The organism is Nonomuraea glycinis (assembly GCF_035920485.1).
GTDB lineage: Bacteria > Actinomycetota > Actinomycetes > Streptosporangiales > Streptosporangiaceae > Nonomuraea > Nonomuraea glycinis.
Map to the genome: position 1 here is coordinate 4809793 of NZ_CP109166.1, position 17420 is coordinate 4827212.

The following is a 17420-nucleotide window of genomic DNA, read 5'->3' on the forward strand; positions in this document are numbered from 1 at the left end:
GGCGGTGACGTTAGCACGTAGGGAGAATTAATGGAACAAGAGTCCCGTTTGGCCGGGACGGTTCGCCCCGGCGGTCGTACGGCGAAGGTGCGTGCGGCCGTGCTCCAGGCGACCCAGGACGAGCTGGTCGAGCGCGGCTTCGACGGCCTCGGCATGGACCAGGTGGCCGCTCGGGCGGGCGTGGGGAAGACCACCGTCTACCGCCGCTGGGGCACCGCCGCCCGCCTGGTCACCGACCTCATGACCGAGTTGGCCGAGCAGTCCGCCCCGCCGCCGGACACCGGCGGCATCGACGACGCCCTGCGGGCCAACGCGCTCAGCGTCCTGGGCGCCGTCAACGACCCGCGCCTCGGCGCCACCTTCCAGGCGGTCATCGCGGCGGCCACCTGTAACGAGGAGGCGGCCACCGCGCTGCGGGCCTTCTACACCCGCCGGATCGCCGAATGGGCGGAGGTCGTGGACGCCGCGGTGGGCCGGGGAGAGCTGCCCGAGGGTACGGACGGGCCGGAGCTGATCCGGGCCGTCTCGGCGCCGCTGTACTACCGGCTGGTGGTGACCAGGGAGCCGGTGGACGAGGTCGTCGCCGAGCGGGCGGCCGCGCGGGCCCTGGCCGCCGCCAGGGCCGGCGCCTTCATCGGCGCTCCGGGCGGCTGAGCCGGACGAGACGCTCTTCCAGCGGCGCGCGGCCGGAGCGCGGCCACAAGGTGCCGTACCACCACACGATGCCGCCGGTGAGGACCAGGCCGCCCGCGGTGGCGAGCTTGGCCATCAGGTCCACGGGAGGCCCGGTGAAGGGCAGACGGTCGCGGTGGTGGCCCCAGGGGCAGTCGTTGCGCACCCGGGTGGAGTCGATCAGGGTGTCCGCGCCGGGCGGTTTGACGGAGTACGCCTCGATCTCGACGCTGCTGCCGGAGCGGACCTTGACCTGTCTGCTGAGGGTCTTGCGGGCGGGGATCGAGCCCGTGGCGATGGAGGAGGAGTCGGCGCGCAGGTCGAACCGGGCGAGCTGGCGGGTCTGGTTGCGCAGGGTGACGCGTACGGTGCCGGAGTGGCAGGAGACCTTGTAGGTCGTCATCGTGAACGGGTCGCCGGCGTCGGAGTCCGGCCAGGCCCACGCGGCGGCGGGCAGGAAGAAGGTCATGCTCAGCGGTACGGCGGCCAGGGCGAGACGGGCTCCGATGCGCATGGCTCCTCCCGAGCGTGACGATGTGACGATCTTTGTCTGTACAGTGCCCATTTGACTACAGAAAGTAACATCGGCCGACTGGGGGAGCGAGAAGCCCGGTTGACCCTTCATGATGGAGGTATGGCGGAAGCGATCTACGTCGGCGGGTTGTTGGTGGCGACGCCGCTTCTGGACGATCCCAATTTCCGGCGTAGCGTCGTGCTGATCCTTGAGCACGATCTCGGCGGCGGCACCCTCGGCGTGGTGCTCAACCGGCCGAGCGACATCTCGGTGACCCAGGTGCTGCCGGTGTGGGACCCGCTGGTGACCGGTCCTTCGGTGCTCTTCGAGGGCGGGCCCGTACAGACCGACAGCGCGCTGGCGCTGGCCGCGGTGCCCAGTGGCGAGGAGCCGCTGGGCTGGCGCAGACTGCACTCGGGCACCCCCGCCGTGTCGCGGCTGGGCACGGTCGATCTGGACGCGCCGCCCGAGATCCTGCAGGGGGAGATCGCGCAGATGCGCATCTTCGCCGGCTACGCGGGCTGGACGGCGGGGCAGTTGGAGAGCGAGATCGCCGAGGGCGCGTGGTACATCGTGGACTCGGAGGTGGGTGACACTTTTCACACCGATCCGGGGGCGCTCTGGCGCCACGTGCTGCGGCGGCAGAAGGGGGAGCTGGCGTTCGTGGCGACCTGCCCGGACGATCCCACGATGAACTAGGCGTCCCAGCCCGGCCGCAGTGAGCGCTCCACGAGCCGCAGGGTCTCCTCGATGCGGCTCGCCATCTCCTGTACGCCGCCCTGGTCGGTCGGGCGGCACTCGAAACCGACCCGCATGGCCGCCAGGGCGAACGTCACGATCAGGTGCGAGAGGGGATCGGGATCCACGCCCCTGCGGGTGGCGATCGCCTCGACCAGGCGGCGCTCGGTCTCGACGGATCGGCCGATCCAGTGGGCGGCCAGCTGGGGAGTGGCGTCCATGAGTCGCCGTACCTTGAGGAATCTTTCCGTGTCCGTCGGCGTTGCGTCCCGCATGTCCTGCAGCAGGGCGCGCAGGGCGTGGGTCATGGACGCGAAGGGGGGCTCGCCGGGAGGTCTGCTCGCGAGGGTCTCCAGCATCGTCTCCTCGTTCTGGTCGTGATACCAGTAGACGAGGTGGTCCTTGCTGGTGAAGTAGCGGAAGAAGGTCCGCGGCGAGACGTCGACGGCCCCCGCTATCTGATCCACGGTGGTCGAGTCGTACCCTTGTTCGAGGAACAGATCGAGCGCGGCGTCCATCAGTGCGAGCCGCGTTTTCTCCTTCTTGCGTTCCCTTAGTCCCACGCGCGTCACTCCCTCGACATCTTCCTGTCACATTCTGCCACAAGTCGGCGAGTGCCTATTAAAACCCATTTGTCATGTGGCAGGGTCTGACATATATTGCCCGAGGCTTACGGACGTATGCCCCGGTATGGGGCGAGATGTACTAGGGGGACTTCATGGCTCAAGCGACGGTCGACGCACCGTCGTCACCGGAGAAGGCGGGGACCGGCGGCAACCCATGGTTGGTGCTGCTGGCGGTCAGCCTTGGCGTGATCATGGTGATGCTCGACGGCACCGTGGTCGGCATCGCCAATCCGGTGATTCAGACCGACCTGGGCGCCTCCCTGGCGGACTTGCAGTGGGTGACCAGCGGCTACCTGCTGGCGCTGGCGGTCTTTCTGATCACCGCGGGCAAACTGGGCGACCTCTTCGGGCACAAGCGGATCTTCCTCATCGGTGTCGGCGGCTTCGCCCTCGTCTCCGTCGGCATCGGTTTCAGCCAGGAGCTGGCCGAGATCATCCCCGGTCTGTCGCCGGTCGGCGCGCTGATCGGCCTGCGCGTGCTCCAGGGCCTGTTCGGCGCGCTGCTGCAGCCTGCGGCGCTGGCCCTGCTGCGCGGCGCGTTCCCCGGTGAGAAGCTCAACCAGGCGATGGGGGCGTGGGGTGCCATCATCGGCCTGTCCAGCGCGGCCGGCCCGATCGTGGGCGGCGTGCTGGTGGAGAACGTGAGCTGGGAGTCGGTGTTCTTCATCAACGCACCGGTGGGGATCATCGCCCTGCTCCTGGGCGTCTTCCTCATCAAGGAGAGCCCGGTCAAGGTGCTGGCCAGGATCGACTGGGGCGGCGTGGTGCTGCTGTCCGGCGCGATGTTCGCGCTCGTCTGGACCATCATCAAGGCCCCCGAGTGGGGCTGGGGCGACTCCACGACGCTGGGCTTCATGGCCGCGTTCGCGGTGCTGATGGCGGGCTTCATCTTCTGGCAGAGCCGGGCCAGGCAGCCGCTGGTGCCGCTGTCGCTGTTCGCCAACCCCTCCATCTCCATCGGCACGGTGCTGATGATGATGGTCGCCTTCGCGATGTTCGGCGCGATGTTCTTCCTGGGCTTCTTCTTCCAGGGCGTGCACGGCCTGACCCCGCTGGAGGCGGGCCTGCGCATGCTGCCGATGAGCGCCGGCATGATCGTGGCCTCGCCGCTGGCCGGCTTCGCGATCGGCAAGCTCGGACCGAAGATCACCATGACCACGGGCCTGGTGGTGACCGCGCTCGCGATGTTCCTGATGTCCCAGCTCAGCATGGACGCCACGTTCGTGGAGAGCGCGATCCCGTTCGTGGTGCTGGCGTTCGGCCTGTCGCCGGTCTTCGTGGGCGCCACGGAGATCATCGTCGGCAACGCCCCGCTGGAGCTCAGCGGCGTGGCGGGCGGTCTTCAGCAGTCGGCCATGCAGGTCGGCGGCGCGCTCGGCACCGCGATCCTGGGCGCCGTCATGGCCGCCCAGATCTCCACCTCGCTGCCCGAGCACCTCGGTGCGGCGGCCGGGACGATCCCGCCGGACCAGCTGGCCGGGCTGGAGAAGGCGGCCGCGTTCGGCGGGCTGCCGCCGGGCCTGCCCGCGGAGTTCGCCCAGGTGGTCGGCCCGGCCGTGAGCAACGCGTTCATGGACGGCATGCACCTGGCCTTCCTGGTGAGCACCGGCGTCGCGCTGCTGACGGCGGTCCTGGCCCTGTTCGTCAAGAGCGGGCGCAAGATCGAGGACGCTCCGCTGCACGTCGGTTGATCTTTTCGGCTCGGCAACGGCTCGGCGACGGCTCTCGCTTCGGCGGGAGCCGTTGCGCTGTCCGTGAACGGGACAGGTCGTCGGCAGGCATAGACTCGGTGGCGTGAGCACGAAGATCCTTCCCGAGCAGGAGACCCGTCCGCAGACGTCGCACGGCGACGGCGACCACGAACGGTTCGCCCACTACGCGGACAAGCACAAGATCACCGAGTCGATGGTGTCGGGCACGCCCATCCGCGCGCTGTGCGGCAAGATCTGGGTGCCGAGCCGCGACCCCAAGAAGTACCCGGTCTGTCCGGAGTGCAAGGAGATCTATGAGGGTCTGCCGGTCGGTGGCGGCAAGGGCGACGACAAGAAGCAGTGAGTGTTGTTGACGGGTGACCGCCCCAGGTAGGGCTACGGTCTGTATGCAGACCAGCTCGGACCGTCACTGGGGGTTGCATGGCCCGGCGCGCGACCGCCGTCTTGTTCGCATGCGTGCTCGCGACCGGGCTCCTCACGCCGATCCGGCCGGCCGCCGCGGCCGCCGGCTGTGCCGCGTCCCCGCTCGCCGGCCGACCGCCCACTCCTGAGCATCGGCCGCTCTCTTCCGGGCATCGGCCGCCCTCTCCTGAGCATCGGACGCGCTTTTCTGAGCAGCGGTGGGTCGCGCCGCGCTCTTCCACGCCGCGCCTTTCCGAGCCCCAGGCGCCAGAGCCGCGGTCGCCTGAGCCGCGGTCGCCCGCGCCCGGGGATGTGGCCACGGTCGGCGCCGAGCTCGCCAGGCGGCTGCGCGGGGTCACGCCGCCGGCCCGGCTCACGGTGCCGACCTGGGTGCACGTCATCACCGACGGCGTCTCCAGGGCGCCGGACAGCGCCATCAGAGCTCAACTCGGTACGCTCAACGCCGCCTACGGCGGCAGGTTCGGCGGCGTCGACACCGGTGTGCGCTTCCGCCTGAAGGGCATCTCCGTCACGCGGAACGCCCGCTGGTTCACCGATCCCATCACCCACGAGCGCGCCATGAAGAGCGCGCTGCGCAAGGGCGGCCCCGAGACGCTGAACCTCTACCTCGCCCAGCTCGGCGACCTGGTGCTCGGCTTCGCCGCCTACCCCTACTGGTACGACGGCGAGCCCGCCCTCGACGGCGTGGTCGCCGACTGGCGCGGCCTGCCCGGCGGCTCACTGCCCGGCTACGACCGCGGCTTCACCGTCGTGCACGAGATCGGCCACTGGCTCGGCCTGTTCCACCCCTTCGAGAACGGCTGCGAGGAGCCCGGCGACGGCATCCCGGACACGCCACCCCAGGTCAGGCCGGCCAACGGCTGCCCCGCCGCCCAGGACAGTTGCCCGCGGTCCGGCCAGGACGGGGTGCACAACTTCATGGACTACGCGCAGGACCGGTGCATGCGCGAGTTCACCCCCGGCCAGGCCGAACGGATGCGTCACATGTGGGCGGCCTACCGAGTGAGGGGCGCGACTAAGCTATCCAGGTGACAGTAGCAAAGGCCCTAGACGCTCCCCACGATTCCCCTCGCATCTTCGGTCACCCCTACCGCATCGCCACCATCGGCATCCTGCTCGTGGTCACGCTGGTCGCCTTCGAGGGCATGTCGGTCGGCGTGGTCATGCCGGCCGTCTCCACCGATCTCAACGCGCTGAACCTGTACGGCGTGAGCTTCTCCGCCTTCCTCATCGCCAGCCTGTTCGCCAACGTGGTGGCGGGACTGTGGGCGGACCACCGGGGTTACGCGCTGCCGTTCCTCGCCGGACTGGTGCTCTTCGTGCTCGGCATGGGCCTGGCGGGCGCATCGCACAACGCGGAGCTCTTCCTGGTGGCCCGGGCCGTACAGGGGCTCGGCGCCGGGCCCACCATCGTGGCCCTCTACGTCATGATCGCCCGCGTCTACCCCGCCGACGTGCGGCCGCGCATCTTCGCCGCGCTGTCGGCAGCCTGGGTGGTGCCCGCCATGGTCGGCCCCGCCGTCGCCGGTGTCGTCTCCGACACCTGGGGCTGGCGCTGGGTCTTCTACGGCATCATCCCGCTCGTGGTGCCCGCCCTGATCATGCTCGCCCCCTCGCTGAAGCGGCGCGCCACCGACGAGGAGACGACGCCGCCGCAGGGCCGTCGCTCCCGCCCGCTGGCCATGACCGTGGCCGCCAGCGCCACCGCCGCCGGAGCCGGCGTGCTGCTGTACGGGGTGGACAACCTGCACGCCCAGCCGCTGCTCGCCCTGCTCGGCTGCGCGGTGGGCCTGGCCACGCTCCTGTACGGCCTGATCAGGCTGCTGCCCATCGGCGCGCTCCGGTTCGGGCGTGGGCTGCCGACCGCCGTGATGATGCGCGGCCTGTTCTCGGCCTCCTTCTTCGGCGTCAACGCCTTCATCCCGCTCGCCCTGCAAGAGGTCAATTCCTTCGGCACCACGGCCGCGGGCATCGCGCTGACCACCGGTGCGCTCGGCTGGTCGGCCGGCTCCTACCTGCAGAGCAGGCGCGCCGCGCAGCCGCACGCGCGCATCAGGACGGGCGCGGCCTGCGTCACGGTGGGCATCGTGCTGTCGGTCCTCGCGGTCGTGCCGGGGGTGACCGGCTGGGTCGCCGTGCCTGCCTGGATCATCGCCGGGTTCGGCATGGGACTCGGCATGACCACGGTGAACATCACCGCGCTGCATCTGTCCCCGGTCAACGAGCAGGGCGCCAACAGCGCCTCCCTGTCGGTCACCGACATGCTCGGCTCCGCGCTGACCCTCGGCATCGGCGGCGCGCTGGTCAACGTGATCGGGCACAGCGCCGTCCAGATCGCCTGGGGATTCGTGGTGATCTGTGCGCTGATGGCGGCCATCGCCCTGGCGGCCACCCTCCTGTCCTTCCGGGTGGCACCCGCCGCCTCATAGCCGCGATTCCTCCTCTCCCGTCACGGCGATCGCCGATCGCCTGATCCGCGCGGCGCGCGGTGATAGGACAGCGGGACGAGGAGGTGCCATGGACGGGGATCAACGCGCCTGGCCGCCCAGGAGCCGCCGCGCCGAGGAGCCGGAAGAGCTCGACTGGGACGCCGGGGAAGAGGAGCCGCCGTGGAATCCGCGCGCCCATCGAGCCGCCCGCCGCGGGCTGGAGCCCGAGGACGGTCCCCGGCCCTCGTGGGAGACACTGCCGCCGTCGGCCCGCCTGTACGGCGCGCCGGCCGATCCAGGCTTCCGCCCGGTACGGCGCGTCCCGTGGCGACGGTGGGCGGGCGCGGTGCTCGCCATGGCGGTGGCCACCGCGCTGGTGGCCGGGCTGGTCGTGACGGGGGTACGGCTGGCCACGCCGGAGCCGGAGCCGGGAGAGCTGTCCGACTCGCTGGCCGGGGTGCGGCTGACGCTGCCGGCCGGCTGGCAGGAGGGCCGGGTGCCGCCTGTGACGGGATTCACCTCCGTCGCCAGGGACGGCGGCGGCTCGATCGTGATGGCCAGGCCGATGCACGAGCCGGTGCCCGACCTCGGCAAGGCGGTCAAGGCGGCGGCCACGCGCTACGGCCGGCTCCTGCTCAAGGGAGACCAGGTCAGTGTGGTCGAGGACCAACCGGTCGCCCAGGGGCACACCAGGGCGCTGCGGGCGTCGTACGACGACATCGTGAACAGACCCGCGTACCTGCGCGTGACCATTCTCACCCGGAACGGCAGGACGGCGATGCTCGTCGGCCTGCTCCAGCCGGAGCAGGCCGCGAGCAGGCAGGCGCTGGACGCGGTGCTGTCGAGCGTGCGATAAGCCGCGTCCCGCCCATAGCACGCGGGGACGAGGTTGGCCAGAATCCCCGATGCACGGCACGTCCTGTCGGTCACCCCGATTACTCTTGGGTCACTGTGAGAGAGCGAAGCACACCAACCCCAGAGGTGATGCGGTGAGCACCTTCGCCGCATCCCACCTGTCGCCTTCCTATCCCGACCGAGCCGCGTGGGGCACCGCCCAGAAGTTGCGAGCGTGGCAGCAGGAGGCGCTGGAGCTCTATTTCAGGCGTGAGCCGCGTGACTTCCTCACCGTGGCGACGCCGGGCGCGGGCAAGACGACCTACGCCCTGCGCATCGCCAGCGAGCTGCTCGCCAAGGGGGTGATCAAGGCGATCACCGTCGTCACGCCCACCGAGCACCTCAAGCGCCAGTGGGCCGACGCCGCCGCGAAGGTCGGCATCAGCATCGACCCCGAGTTCAAGAACAGTCAGGGCACCACCAGCCGCGACTACCTCGGGGTCGCGGTGACCTACGCCCAGGTCGCCATGCACCCCGCCCTGCACAGGGCGCGCACCGAGGCGCGCAAGACGCTGGTGATCTTCGACGAGATCCACCACGCGGGCGACGCCCGGTCCTGGGGCGACGGCGTGAGCGAGGCGTTCGAGCCCGCCGCCCGCCGGCTGCAGCTCACCGGCACCCCGTTCCGGTCCGATGACAACCCGATCCCCTTCGTCAGCTACGAGGAGGACGCCGAAGGCTTCAAGCGCAGCGTCTCGGACTACTCCTACGGCTACGGCCCCGCCCTCGACGACGGCGTGGTCCGGCCCGTCATCTTCCTGGCCTACTCCGGCGAGATGAAGTGGCGCACCCGGGCCGGCGACGAGCTCGCCGCCACGCTCGGCACCCCGCTCACCAAGGACCAGCTCTCCCAGGCCTGGCGCGCCGCGCTCGACCCCAAGGGCGACTGGATCCGCCAGGTCATGACGGCCGCCGACCGCCGCCTGACCGAGGTGCGGCGCGGCGTCCCCGACGCGGGCGGCCTGGTCATCGCCACCGACCACGAGACCGCCCGCGCCTACGCCCGCCACCTGCGCGCGATCAGCGGTGAGGGCGCCACCGTGGTGCTCTCCGACGACCCGGGCGCGTCCAAGAAGATCAAGGGCTTCGCCGCGTCGGGGGATCGCTGGCTGGTGGCGGTCCGCATGGTCTCCGAAGGCGTCGACATCCCGCGCCTGTGCGTGGGCGTCTACGCCACCTCGATCTCGACCCCGCTGTTCTTCGCCCAGGCGGTGGGCCGCTTCGTGCGGGCCCGCAAGCGCGGCGAGATGGCCTCGATCTTCCTGCCGTCGGTGCCCACGCTGATGGGCCTGGCCAACGAGATGGAGGCCGAGCGCGACCACGTCCTCAACCGTAAGCCGCCCGAGGACGGCCTGGACGACAGCCTCCTGGAGGACGCCAACCGCAAGAAGGACAACCCCGACGTCCTGGGCGACGAGTTGCCGTTCGAGACCATGCAGACGTCGGCCACGTTCGACCGGGTGCTGTTCGACGGCGGCGAGTTCGGCACCGGGGCGGAGATCGGCTCGGCCGAGGAGGAGGACTTCCTGGGCCTGCCCGGCCTGCTGGAGCCGGACCAGGTGGCCACGCTGCTGCGCAAGCGCCAGTCCGACCAGCAGGCGGCCAAGCGCAAGGCCCCGGCCGAGGCCCCCGCCGAGCTGGCCCCGCACGAGCAGATCGCCGAGCTGAGACGTGAGCTCAACGGCCTGGTCGGCGCCTGGAACCACCGCACCAGCCAGCCGCACGGCGTCATCCACGCGGAGCTGCGCCGCGCCTGCGGCGGCCCGCCGATCGCCCAGGCGACGGCCGAGCAGATCCAGGAGCGCATCGCCGCCATCCGCCGCTGGGCCACCCAACGCCGCTGACCGCCGTCATCCGCCGCTGGGCCGCCCGGCGCGCTGACCGCCGCAGGACTCGCAGCGACGCTGCGGGTCCTGTCTGGCTTTCGGGGTGAGCTGAGTTGAAGAAATCTCGCGCCCGGGGCGTGGAAGTCTTACTCGCTGTGGGGTCAAGTCCTTCCTTGGCCATGAGCTCGCATGAACAGACTGTTGCAATGCACGTACTCTCCGTGACACGTAGCGGCGCATGAGCGCCGCGTTACCGTAGAAGGGTGCCTGAGGTGAGTCTGTACCTGCCGGAAGACATCCAGCACCGGGTCGCTGAGGCGGCGCGGGCGCATGGAGTGTCCGAGACCGACTACATGCGTGACGCGATCACGCGAGTCCTCCACGAGGAGATCGTCGTCGAGCGGCCACGTCCGGAGCTCCCCGTCTTCGAGCTGCGTGAGGAGCCGGTGACGGCCGAGAGCGAGGAGCCGCTGACGGCTGAGCGCATCGACGCGATCCTGGCGGAAGGCTTCGGAAGGGACGGGCTCGACTGATGCTCGTCCTGGACACGAGCGGTCTGCTCGCCGCCATCGATCCGAATCAGCCGGACCACAAGGAGGTCCGGCAGGTGCTCCGCGAGGAGGCAGGGCCGTTGCTCATGTCTCCCTATGTGCTGGCGGAGGCCGACTACATGATCACCAAACTGGCGGGTGCCCGGCGGGCGATCGAGTTTCTCCGGAGCGTCAGCACCGGAGACTACGAGATGGTCACCATGTCCGCCGTGGACGTGCGGCGAGCGGCGGACATCTCCGAGCGATACGCCGACATGGCCATCGGGCTGACCGATGCCTCTGTCGCGCTCATCGCGGCTCGGCACAGCACGACGCGGCTGCTGACGTTGGATCAGCGGCACTTTCGGGTGATGAAGCCGCTCTGGGGCGACGCTTTCACGGTGTTGCCGGCCGACGCCGCCTAGCGGACGATGGGGGCGCCCTGGAGGGTGGTGCCGGCCTCGTCGAGCTCGGCGAGGGCCGTCTGGGTGGTCTGCCAGGCGACGCCCGCGGTGAGGTCGAGGAGCACGCGTACGGCCAGGGCGTGCTTGACGGCGTCCAGGGCGGTGGCTCGGACGCAGTGGTCCGTGGCGATGCCGACCACGTCCACCTCATGGACGCCGTGCCGCTCCAGCCACTCGCCGAGCGAGACTCCGTCGCCCGAGGTGCCCTCGAAGCCGCTGTAGGCCGCCTCGTGGGCGCCCTTGCTGAAGACCTCTTCCACCCCGGCCATGTCGAAGGCCGGGTGGAAGTCGGCGCCGGGGGTGCCCGCCACGCAGTGCGGCGGCCAGGACCGGTTGAAGTCGGGGGTGTCGGAGAAGTGCGGGCCGGGGTCGACGTGGTAGTCGCGGGTGGCCACCACATGGTCGTATCGGTGCTCGGCCACGTGCCGGGTGATCGCCGCCGCTACCTCCGAGCCGCCTGCCACGGGCAGGCTGCCGCCCTCACAGAAGTCGTTCTGCACGTCCACGATGATGAGTGCACTGCCCATACGGATCACGATACGTCAGGCGAACTCCGTGGGGATCGCCGCATACCCTCGGGCCAGGTGGCGCGCGTCCTTCGGGAGGTGGGTCATCGCCTCGGCGTGCCTGGCCCTGGCCTCCGACAGGGGCTCGCGGCCCACGGCCACGCCGTCGCGTACCAGCTGGTGCAGGAGCGGGACGCCGCCCTTCGGCGTCAGGCCGGAGGTGCTGACCAGCTCGGTCTGGAAGTGCCCGCTGTCGTCCAGCACGCGGTAGGCCCTCTTGCGGCCGCCGCGCGACGGCTTGCCGACCGAGCGTTTGGCCACGGGCTCCAGCTTGCCGATGGGCGTCTCGCGGGCCACGAGCTTGTAGACGAGCGCGGCCGTGGGGACTCCGGAGCCGGTCACCAGCGCCGTACCGACGCCGTAACCGTCGACGGGGGCGGCGGCGAGCGCGGCGATGGCGTACTCGTCCAGGTCGGAGGTGACCAGGATGCGGGTGTTGAAGGCGCCGAGCGCGTCGAGTTGCTCGCGGACCTCCTGGGCGGCCACGGCCAGGTCGCCGGAGTCGATGCGGACCGCGCCGAGCTCCGGTCCGGCCAGCTCCACGGCGGTGCGGACCGCCTCCAGTACGTCGTAGGTGTCGACCAGCAGCGTGGTGCCGGGCCCGAGGGCGTCGATCTGGGCCGCGAACGCCTGGCGCTCGGTGTCGTGCAGGAGGGTGAACGCGTGCGCGGCCGTACCGGCGGTGCGCAGGCCGTACATGCGTCCGGCCATGAGGTTGGAGGTGGAGGCGAAGCCGGCGATGTAGGCGGCGCGGGCGGCGGCGACGGCGGCGCGCTCGTGTGTGCGGCGCGAGCCCATCTCGATGATCGGCCGCTGACCGGCCGCGTTGACCATCCTGGAGGCCGCGGAGGCTATCGCGCAGTCATGATTGAGTATGGACAGTGTCAGGGTCTCAAGGAGTACGGCCTCGGCGAACGTGCCTTCCACGATCATGATCGGGGAGGCGGGGAAGTAGAGGTCGCCCTCCCGGTAGCCGTAGATGTTGCCGGAGAACTTGTAGTCGGCGAGGAAGTCCAGGGTGGGCTCGTCGACCACGTGGTTGTCGCGCAGGAAGGTGATGTCGTCGTCGGTGAACCGGAAGTTCTCCAGCTCGTCCAGGACTCGTCCCGTCCCGGCCACGACGCCGTAGCGGCGTCCGCCGGGTAGATGCCTGGCGAAAACCTCGAAAACCGCCCTTCTGTGCGCGGCGCCACTTCGCAGGGCCGCCTCCAGCATTGTCAGCTCATAGTGATCTGTGAGCAACGCAGAGCTCATCGTCATTGTCACGACTCGAAGACTACGGCCGAGGTAGGGCAGGATGGGGGATGTGGGTAGCACCGCTCCAAGCACCGTCGAACGTCCGTCAACGGACGTCCGGCCCGATCTGCCATGGGTGACGATCGTCTGGAACGACCCGGTCAACCTCATGTCCTACGTGACATACGTCTTCCAGACGGTGTTCGGTTACACCCGGGAGAAGGCCGAGAAGCTGATGATGGACGTGCACCACAAGGGCAAGGCCGTCGTCTCCAGCGGCACCCGCGAGGAGATGGAGCGCGACGTGCAGATCCTGCACTCCTACGGCCTGTGGGCGACGGTCCAGCCGGATTCGGTCAAGTGAGGCGACGTTCGTGAGTTCGGGGTTCTCCGCAGGTCAGCGTGGCGCCGTCGTGGCGAGGTTCGAGGCCGCCGAGGTGTCGATCCTGCGCTCGCTCGTGTCCATGGTCCTCGGCCTGGTGGAGCCGGGCCTGACGAGCGACGATCCGCTGGAGAAGGCGCTCGGCATCGGTGGCGGGCCGGCGCCGACGGATCCGGTCCTCGTCCGCCTGTTCCCGTCGGCCTACGAGGACGAGCAGGAGGCCTCGGAGTTCCGCCGCTACACCGAGGCGACGCTGCGGGACGGCAAGCGCGCCGACGCGCGGACCGTGCTCGACACCGCCCGTCCCGGCCGGGTCGATCTCACGCCGGAGCAGGCGCAGGCCTGGCTCCGCTCGCTCAACGACGTGCGGCTGACCCTCGGCGTCAAGCTGGACGTGACCGAGGAGCTGCACGAGGAGCTTGAGAAGATGGGGGAGGAAGATCCCCGGTACGCGGCCTTCGTTACCTATGACTGGTTGACCTACCTCCAGGACAGCCTCGTCCGAGCCCTCTGGTAACTTCCGCAGCATGCTGACGATCTCACAGGAACTCGCCGACAAGATCGTTTCGCATGCCCGGGCCGACCACCCTGATGAGGCGTGTGGCGTCATCGCGGGGCGCGAGGGCGTGCCGGAGCGGTTCATTCCCATGGAGAACGCCGAGCGTTCCCCCACCTTCTACCGCTTCGACTCGATGGAGCAGTTCCGGGTCTGGCGTGAGATGGACGACCGGGACGAGGAGCCGGTGGTGATCTACCATTCGCACACCGCCACCGAGGCTTATCCGTCGCGCACCGACGTCTCCTACGCCTCGGAGCCGAACGCCCACTACGTCCTGGTCTCCACGCGGGAGGAGGACGAGGTGGAGTTCCGCTCCTACCGGATCCTCGACGGTGAGATTTCCGAGGAAGAGGTAAGGTTCATCCCATGACGGCCAGGCATGTGCAGAGTTTCCTCTTCGCGCACACTCCGGCCGAAGTCGTCTACGACTGTCGCTGAGCTGGAATTTCACAGCCAGCCCTCGGCGTTGCATGCCGATGGGACGACGACCTGACCAAGGAGACTGACAGCGATGGCCATCGAGGTTCGCATTCCGACCATCCTGCGTAACTACACCGACGGCGCCAAGGCCGTCGACGCCGAGGGCGCCACCCTCGACGAGCTGATCGCCAACCTGGAGTCCCGCCACCCCGGCATCAAGGACCGCCTGGTCGATCAGGGCGCGCTGCGCCGCTTCGTCAACGTCTACCTGAACGACGAGGACGTACGCTTCCTCGGCGGCCTGGGCACCCCCGTGTCCGACGGCGACACGGTGACGGTCCTTCCCGCTGTCGCCGGCGGGTGACATGCGGTTCGAATCGCTGACCGACTCCGTCGGGCGCACGCCTCTGGTGGGGCTGCCGCGCCTGTCGCCCTCGGCGGACGTGCGGATCTGGGCCAAGCTGGAGGACCGCAACCCGACGGGCTCCATCAAGGACCGACCGGCGCTGTGGATGGTCCAGCAGGCGGAGAAGGACGGCCTGCTCACCCCGGGCTGCACGATCCTGGAGCCCACCAGCGGCAACACCGGCATCTCGCTGGCCATGGCGGCCAAGCTCAAGGGCTACAAGCTGATCTGCGTCATGCCCGAGAACACCTCCGAAGAGCGCCGCCAGCTCCTGCGCATGTGGGGCGCGGAGATCATCTCCTCACCCGCGGCGGGCGGCTCCAACGAGGCGGTGCGGGTGGCCAAGGGCCTGGCCGCGGAGCACCCCGACTGGGTGATGCTCTACCAGTACGGCAACCCGGCCAACTGGCGCTCCCACTATGAGACGACGGGCCCGGAGATCCTCGAGGACCTGCCCACCGTGACCCACTTCGTGGCGGGGCTGGGCACCACGGGGACCCTCATGGGCGTCGGCCGGTTCCTGCGCGAGCGGGTGCCGGACGTGCGCATCGTGGCCGCCGAGCCGCGCTACGGCGAGCTGGTCTACGGCCTGCGCAACGTGGACGAGGGCTTCATCCCCGAGCTCTACGACGAGTCGGTGCTGACCACGCGCTTCTCGGTGGGCTCGGCCGACGCGCTGCGCCGGACCAGGGAGCTGCTGAGCTCGGAGGGCATCTTCGCGGGTGTCTCCACCGGCGCCGCCCTGCACGCGGCCCTCGGCGTGGCCCGTAAGGCCGTGCAGGCGGGGGAGCGGGCCGACGTCGCGTTCGTGGTGGCCGACGGCGGCTGGAAATATCTGTCCACCGGCGCCTACGAAGGCACGCTGGACGAGGCGGAGCAGCGCCTGGAGGGCCAGCTCTGGGCTTGAGCCGGCCTCTGGGCCTGAGTCGACCACGAGAACGGGCGGCCGGCGAGATGCCGGCCGCCCGTTGTCATGTCACTAGTTGAACAGCACTCGCAGCGAGAACGAGGCTTCCGTGTCCGTCTGCGTGCCGCTGAAGCCCACCGCCCGCAGAACCTGGGCGTTGGCCTTCTCATCGCCCTGCAGGCTGGCCAGGTAGAGCTTCTCGACCTTGTCCAGGTCCACGAACAGGCCGAAGGTGGCCGTGTCCGGGTCCGGGATGGCGGTCTTGAAGGTCTCGCTGTCCCCGAGCGTGCCGTCCTCGGCGAGCTTCTTGGCGTACTCGTCCGTGGTGGCGACGGTGAAGACGCCGTCCCCGGCGACCTTGGCGATCTGCGGCGGCTGCTGGCCGCTGGACGTCATGGCCTGGATGACCTTGTCGAGCACGGCCTGCGCCTTGGCCGGGTCCGTGGCGATCCGGACGCCGCCCTTCACCTGGTCGTTGTCGAGGCCTTCGCTGTCGACCGCGATGGTGAAGTTCTTGCCCAGGATGGTCGCCAGGTCATCGGGGAGCTGGAGGCCGAACTGGGTCTTGGCCTGCTCGACGAACTGCTTGAACTGGGCGCCGCTGGGCGTCGCGGCGGCCTGCTTCTCGATCTCGGCCCACTTGGACGTGATGAGCTGGTCCAGGCCGGACATCGAGAACGCGCCCGCGGTGGAGGCGGGCAGCGTGGCCAGGGGAGAGCCGGGCAGCTCCGCGCCCTCGGTGAGATTCTTGCCGCCCCGGACCACGCCGGCCAGCTCGGCGTAGGCGCCGTCGAAGCGGAGCGCGCCCGCGAACCGGGCCGTCTTGACCTGGTCGAGCAGCTGGGTCTGGTCCGCCGTCAGCTCGCCCTTGGCCAGCTCGGTGAGCTTGCCGACGTGCGTCCAGAAGGACAGCACGCCCTGCTCGCCCATGGCGGCCAGGTCGTCGCCGAACTCGGCGTTGTCGGCCAGGCTGCCCTGTTCGGCCGCGTACTTGTCGGCGAGCTGCTGGGTGGTGGAGATCAGGGCGTAGTCGTCACGGAACGCCAGCCCGTACTTCTCCTCGCCCATCAGCTTGGTGATGCCGGCCTTGGCGGCCTCCTGGTCCTTGACCTGGATGGCCAGGGCGAAGTCCGGCGTCTCCTTGCCGGAGGGCACCACGCCGAGGCCGACCCGGCTGCCGAGCCACGGGTCGACGTCCTTGGCGAAGTCGAGCTTGGCGAGGTCGTCGTCGTCCTTCTGGATGGCGTCGAACAGCGCCTGGCGCGGGTCCTCGCCCTTGAAGCTGTCCTTGGTGACGGTGAACTTCTGGGCGATCTGGAACAGCGCGAGCTTCTGGTTGGCGGCCGGGTCCAGGTCTAAGCGGACGTAGGCGATGGAGGCGGCGGGCAGCACCTCGTGCGGCTGCGTGCCGCCGCCGCCGAGCGCGCCTACCGCCCACACCGCGCCGCCGCCGAGCAGCACCACGGCCAGCGCGGACGCGATGGCGATCACCCAGCCCTTGCGGCCCTTCTTGGGTGGCTCACCGCCCGCGCCGAGCATCTCGGGGCCGTTGTTGTGCCAGCCGCCGCCCTGGTCCGGCTGTCCGTACTGGGCGCCGTACTGGGGCTGCTGGCCGTACTGCTGGTTGTAGGCGGGCTGCTGGCCGTAGCCCGGCTGCTGTCCCTGTGGTGGCTGCTGGCCGTACTGGGGCTGCTGCCCGTACTGCGGCTGCTGGCCCTGCGGCTGGCCGTAGGACGCCTGCTGGCCGTAGCCGGGCTGCTGTCCCTGCGGTGGCTGCTGGCCGTACTGCGGCTGCTGGCCGTACGGCTGCTGCGGCGGGTACGGCTGGCCGTGCGGTGTCGTCGGCGGGTTCTCAGGCTGATCCTGGTTCCACCGGTACGCCGTGGTCCGATCAGGATCTTGGCCCCGTGGGGGATTGTTCGCAGACATCACTCAACTCACAGTGTGGACTTATGACCACAGAGAAGCTATCTGATGTTGCTGTCAAGACGCTTGCAATGTACTGAAGTGACGCCTATGCCGGATTGGCCGCCTGGCGGAAGAGCCGTACCTATGAGTGGATATATAGCGTTTTAGCAGGTGGGTGCGCTGATGGGCGGATGCCGTAGAGTATGGG

Annotated in this window: 20 protein-coding genes; 15 read left to right on the forward strand and 5 right to left on the reverse strand. The window is 69.8% G+C overall.

What is annotated here, in order from left to right:
* Nucleotides 1-30 precede the first annotated feature (30 nt).
* Nucleotides 31-654 (forward strand): TetR/AcrR family transcriptional regulator, encoded by a 624-nt coding sequence (locus tag OHA68_RS22730; protein ID WP_327109428.1) that lies wholly within the window; start codon nt 31-33, stop codon nt 652-654.
* Here the strand turns inward: OHA68_RS22730 and OHA68_RS22735 are convergent.
* The gene (locus OHA68_RS22735) at nt 632-1186 is read right to left on the reverse strand and encodes a hypothetical protein (protein ID WP_189138410.1); all 555 of its coding nucleotides are present in this window, start codon (nt 1184-1186) and stop codon (nt 632-634) included. The two genes, OHA68_RS22730 and OHA68_RS22735, sit on opposite strands and share 23 nt — an antisense overlap.
* Before the next feature lie 120 nt (nt 1187-1306).
* Between OHA68_RS22735 and OHA68_RS22740 the strand changes: the two genes are divergently transcribed.
* Entirely contained in the window at nt 1307-1885 is a 579-nt protein-coding gene (locus OHA68_RS22740) for a YqgE/AlgH family protein (RefSeq protein ID WP_189138409.1), read from the forward strand.
* Here the strand turns inward: OHA68_RS22740 and OHA68_RS22745 are convergent.
* Complete coding sequence (locus OHA68_RS22745; protein ID WP_327109429.1) at nt 1882-2487, reverse strand: TetR family transcriptional regulator; 606 nt, start codon at nt 2485-2487, stop codon at nt 1882-1884. The genes OHA68_RS22740 and OHA68_RS22745 overlap by 4 nt on opposite strands.
* A 155-nt stretch (nt 2488-2642) precedes the next feature.
* Here OHA68_RS22745 and OHA68_RS22750 point away from each other — a divergent pair, with 155 nt between their 5' ends.
* The 8 genes from OHA68_RS22750 (at nt 2643) to OHA68_RS22785 (ending at nt 10789) form a co-directional block, all read left to right on the forward strand.
* Nucleotides 2643-4241 carry a DHA2 family efflux MFS transporter permease subunit gene (locus tag OHA68_RS22750; protein ID WP_327109430.1) on the forward strand — a complete coding sequence of 533 codons (1599 nt, stop codon included), beginning with the start codon at nt 2643-2645 and terminating at the stop codon, nt 4239-4241.
* A 103-nt stretch (nt 4242-4344) separates the two neighbouring features.
* Nucleotides 4345-4605 (forward strand): DUF3039 domain-containing protein, encoded by a 261-nt coding sequence (locus tag OHA68_RS22755; protein WP_189138406.1) that lies wholly within the window; start codon nt 4345-4347, stop codon nt 4603-4605.
* A gap of 371 nt (nt 4606-4976) precedes the next feature.
* Nucleotides 4977-5717, forward strand: coding sequence for a zinc metalloprotease (locus OHA68_RS22760; protein WP_327109431.1), 741 nt, complete (start codon nt 4977-4979; stop codon nt 5715-5717).
* Entirely contained in the window at nt 5714-7114 is a 1401-nt protein-coding gene (locus tag OHA68_RS22765; protein ID WP_327109432.1) for an MFS transporter, read from the forward strand. Before OHA68_RS22760 ends, OHA68_RS22765 begins: the two co-directional genes overlap by 4 nt.
* 88 nt (nt 7115-7202) lie before the next feature.
* Entirely contained in the window at nt 7203-7970 is a 768-nt protein-coding gene (locus OHA68_RS22770; RefSeq protein ID WP_189138404.1) for a DcrB/PsbP domain-containing protein, read from the forward strand.
* 133 nt (nt 7971-8103) lie between these two features.
* Nucleotides 8104-9852, forward strand: a complete 1749-nt coding sequence (locus OHA68_RS22775; RefSeq protein WP_327109433.1) for a DEAD/DEAH box helicase — start codon at nt 8104-8106, stop codon at nt 9850-9852.
* Between the two features lie 245 nt (nt 9853-10097).
* Nucleotides 10098-10367 (forward strand): hypothetical protein, encoded by a 270-nt coding sequence (locus OHA68_RS22780; RefSeq protein WP_327102070.1) that lies wholly within the window; start codon nt 10098-10100, stop codon nt 10365-10367.
* On the forward strand, nt 10367-10789 hold the full coding sequence (locus tag OHA68_RS22785) for a PIN domain-containing protein (protein WP_327102071.1): 423 nt from the start codon (nt 10367-10369) through the stop codon (nt 10787-10789). The genes OHA68_RS22780 and OHA68_RS22785 overlap by 1 nt, the downstream gene beginning before the upstream one ends.
* Here OHA68_RS22785 and OHA68_RS22790 read toward each other — a convergent pair.
* Both OHA68_RS22790 and OHA68_RS22795 read right to left on the reverse strand, forming a co-directional pair.
* On the reverse strand, nt 10786-11355 hold the full coding sequence (locus tag OHA68_RS22790) for an isochorismatase family protein (RefSeq protein ID WP_327102072.1): 570 nt from the start codon (nt 11353-11355) through the stop codon (nt 10786-10788). The two genes, OHA68_RS22785 and OHA68_RS22790, sit on opposite strands and share 4 nt — an antisense overlap.
* 15 nt (nt 11356-11370) lie before the next feature.
* Nucleotides 11371-12654, reverse strand: coding sequence for a nicotinate phosphoribosyltransferase (locus OHA68_RS22795; RefSeq protein ID WP_407674354.1), 1284 nt, complete (start codon nt 12652-12654; stop codon nt 11371-11373).
* Between the two features lie 37 nt (nt 12655-12691).
* Here OHA68_RS22795 and clpS point away from each other — a divergent pair, with 37 nt between their 5' ends.
* The 5 genes from clpS (at nt 12692) to OHA68_RS22820 (ending at nt 15304) form a co-directional block, all read left to right on the forward strand.
* A complete protein-coding gene (gene clpS / locus OHA68_RS22800) occupies nt 12692-12994 on the forward strand; it encodes an ATP-dependent Clp protease adapter ClpS (RefSeq protein WP_189138398.1) in 303 nt (100 codons plus the stop codon).
* A gap of 10 nt (nt 12995-13004) precedes the next feature.
* Entirely contained in the window at nt 13005-13529 is a 525-nt protein-coding gene (locus tag OHA68_RS22805; RefSeq protein WP_327102074.1) for a DUF2017 domain-containing protein, read from the forward strand.
* Between the two features lie 10 nt (nt 13530-13539).
* Nucleotides 13540-13941 carry a Mov34/MPN/PAD-1 family protein gene (locus tag OHA68_RS22810; RefSeq protein WP_189138396.1) on the forward strand — a complete coding sequence of 134 codons (402 nt, stop codon included), beginning with the start codon at nt 13540-13542 and terminating at the stop codon, nt 13939-13941.
* A gap of 141 nt (nt 13942-14082) precedes the next feature.
* A complete protein-coding gene (locus OHA68_RS22815) occupies nt 14083-14355 on the forward strand; it encodes a MoaD/ThiS family protein (RefSeq protein ID WP_189138395.1) in 273 nt (90 codons plus the stop codon).
* Between the two features lies 1 nt (nt 14356).
* Nucleotides 14357-15304 (forward strand): PLP-dependent cysteine synthase family protein, encoded by a 948-nt coding sequence (locus OHA68_RS22820; RefSeq protein ID WP_189138394.1) that lies wholly within the window; start codon nt 14357-14359, stop codon nt 15302-15304.
* 72 nt (nt 15305-15376) lie between these two features.
* Here OHA68_RS22820 and OHA68_RS22825 read toward each other — a convergent pair whose 3' ends face one another.
* On the reverse strand, nt 15377-17233 hold the full coding sequence (locus OHA68_RS22825; RefSeq protein WP_327102075.1) for a DUF3352 domain-containing protein: 1857 nt from the start codon (nt 17231-17233) through the stop codon (nt 15377-15379).
* Nucleotides 17234-17420 lie beyond the last annotated feature (187 nt).

What these genes read in the sequence shown, in the direction of transcription:
- OHA68_RS22795 (WP_407674354.1), bottom strand. Translation starts at nt 12,654, where the DNA reads ATGACGATGAGCTCTGCGTTGCTCACAGATCACTATGAGCTGACAATG.
- OHA68_RS22810 (WP_189138396.1), top strand. Translation starts at nt 13,540, where the DNA reads ATGCTGACGATCTCACAGGAACTCGCCGACAAGATCGTTTCGCATGCC.
- OHA68_RS22730 (WP_327109428.1), top strand. Translation starts at nt 31, where the DNA reads ATGGAACAAGAGTCCCGTTTGGCCGGGACGGTTCGCCCCGGCGGTCGT.
- OHA68_RS22785 (WP_327102071.1), top strand. Translation starts at nt 10,367, where the DNA reads ATGCTCGTCCTGGACACGAGCGGTCTGCTCGCCGCCATCGATCCGAAT.
- OHA68_RS22735 (WP_189138410.1), bottom strand. Translation starts at nt 1,186, where the DNA reads ATGCGCATCGGAGCCCGTCTCGCCCTGGCCGCCGTACCGCTGAGCATG.
- OHA68_RS22790 (WP_327102072.1), bottom strand. Translation starts at nt 11,355, where the DNA reads ATGGGCAGTGCACTCATCATCGTGGACGTGCAGAACGACTTCTGTGAG.
- OHA68_RS22740 (WP_189138409.1), top strand. Translation starts at nt 1,307, where the DNA reads ATGGCGGAAGCGATCTACGTCGGCGGGTTGTTGGTGGCGACGCCGCTT.
- clpS (WP_189138398.1), top strand. Translation starts at nt 12,692, where the DNA reads ATGGGGGATGTGGGTAGCACCGCTCCAAGCACCGTCGAACGTCCGTCA.
- OHA68_RS22825 (WP_327102075.1), bottom strand. Translation starts at nt 17,233, where the DNA reads ATGTCTGCGAACAATCCCCCACGGGGCCAAGATCCTGATCGGACCACG.
- OHA68_RS22815 (WP_189138395.1), top strand. Translation starts at nt 14,083, where the DNA reads ATGGCCATCGAGGTTCGCATTCCGACCATCCTGCGTAACTACACCGAC.
- OHA68_RS22750 (WP_327109430.1), top strand. Translation starts at nt 2,643, where the DNA reads ATGGCTCAAGCGACGGTCGACGCACCGTCGTCACCGGAGAAGGCGGGG.
- OHA68_RS22770 (WP_189138404.1), top strand. Translation starts at nt 7,203, where the DNA reads ATGGACGGGGATCAACGCGCCTGGCCGCCCAGGAGCCGCCGCGCCGAG.
- OHA68_RS22820 (WP_189138394.1), top strand. Translation starts at nt 14,357, where the DNA reads ATGCGGTTCGAATCGCTGACCGACTCCGTCGGGCGCACGCCTCTGGTG.